Annotated in this window: 1 protein-coding gene; it reads right to left on the bottom strand. The window is 50.3% G+C overall.

Annotation, left to right across the window (positions count from 1 at the left end):
* A partial coding sequence (locus AB4585_RS27610) for a hypothetical protein (protein ID WP_372171945.1) occupies window positions 1-288 on the bottom strand: 288 nt, incomplete at both ends.

The raw sequence follows: 288 nt of genomic DNA, 5'->3' as shown, positions 1-288 counted from the left end.
CCCGTATTGCGCCAAGCGCTCATCCGGCATATCAATGTAAACCACACGTGGCTGAACGCCGTGCAGCTCTATTTTCTTAATGCCTTCTACGGCTTTGATACGGCGTTGCAACTCTTCGGCATATTGTCGCAGCTCTTCAGGCGCGGCGTCAGTGCCGTGAATGGCGAACAGCATGCCGTATACCTCAGAGAACTCATCTTGAACGATCGAGATTTGAGCACTGGTTGGCAATTGCAATTTTACATCTGAAACCTTGCGACGAAGTAGTTCCCATTGTTGGGGTAACTC

Origin of the sequence: Vibrio sp. 10N.222.49.C9 (assembly GCF_041474985.1) — a bacterium.
GTDB lineage: Bacteria > Pseudomonadota > Gammaproteobacteria > Enterobacterales > Vibrionaceae > Vibrio > Vibrio crassostreae_C.
Note: the sequence above shows the minus strand (reverse complement) of the source record. Positions and strands in the feature narration are given on the sequence as shown.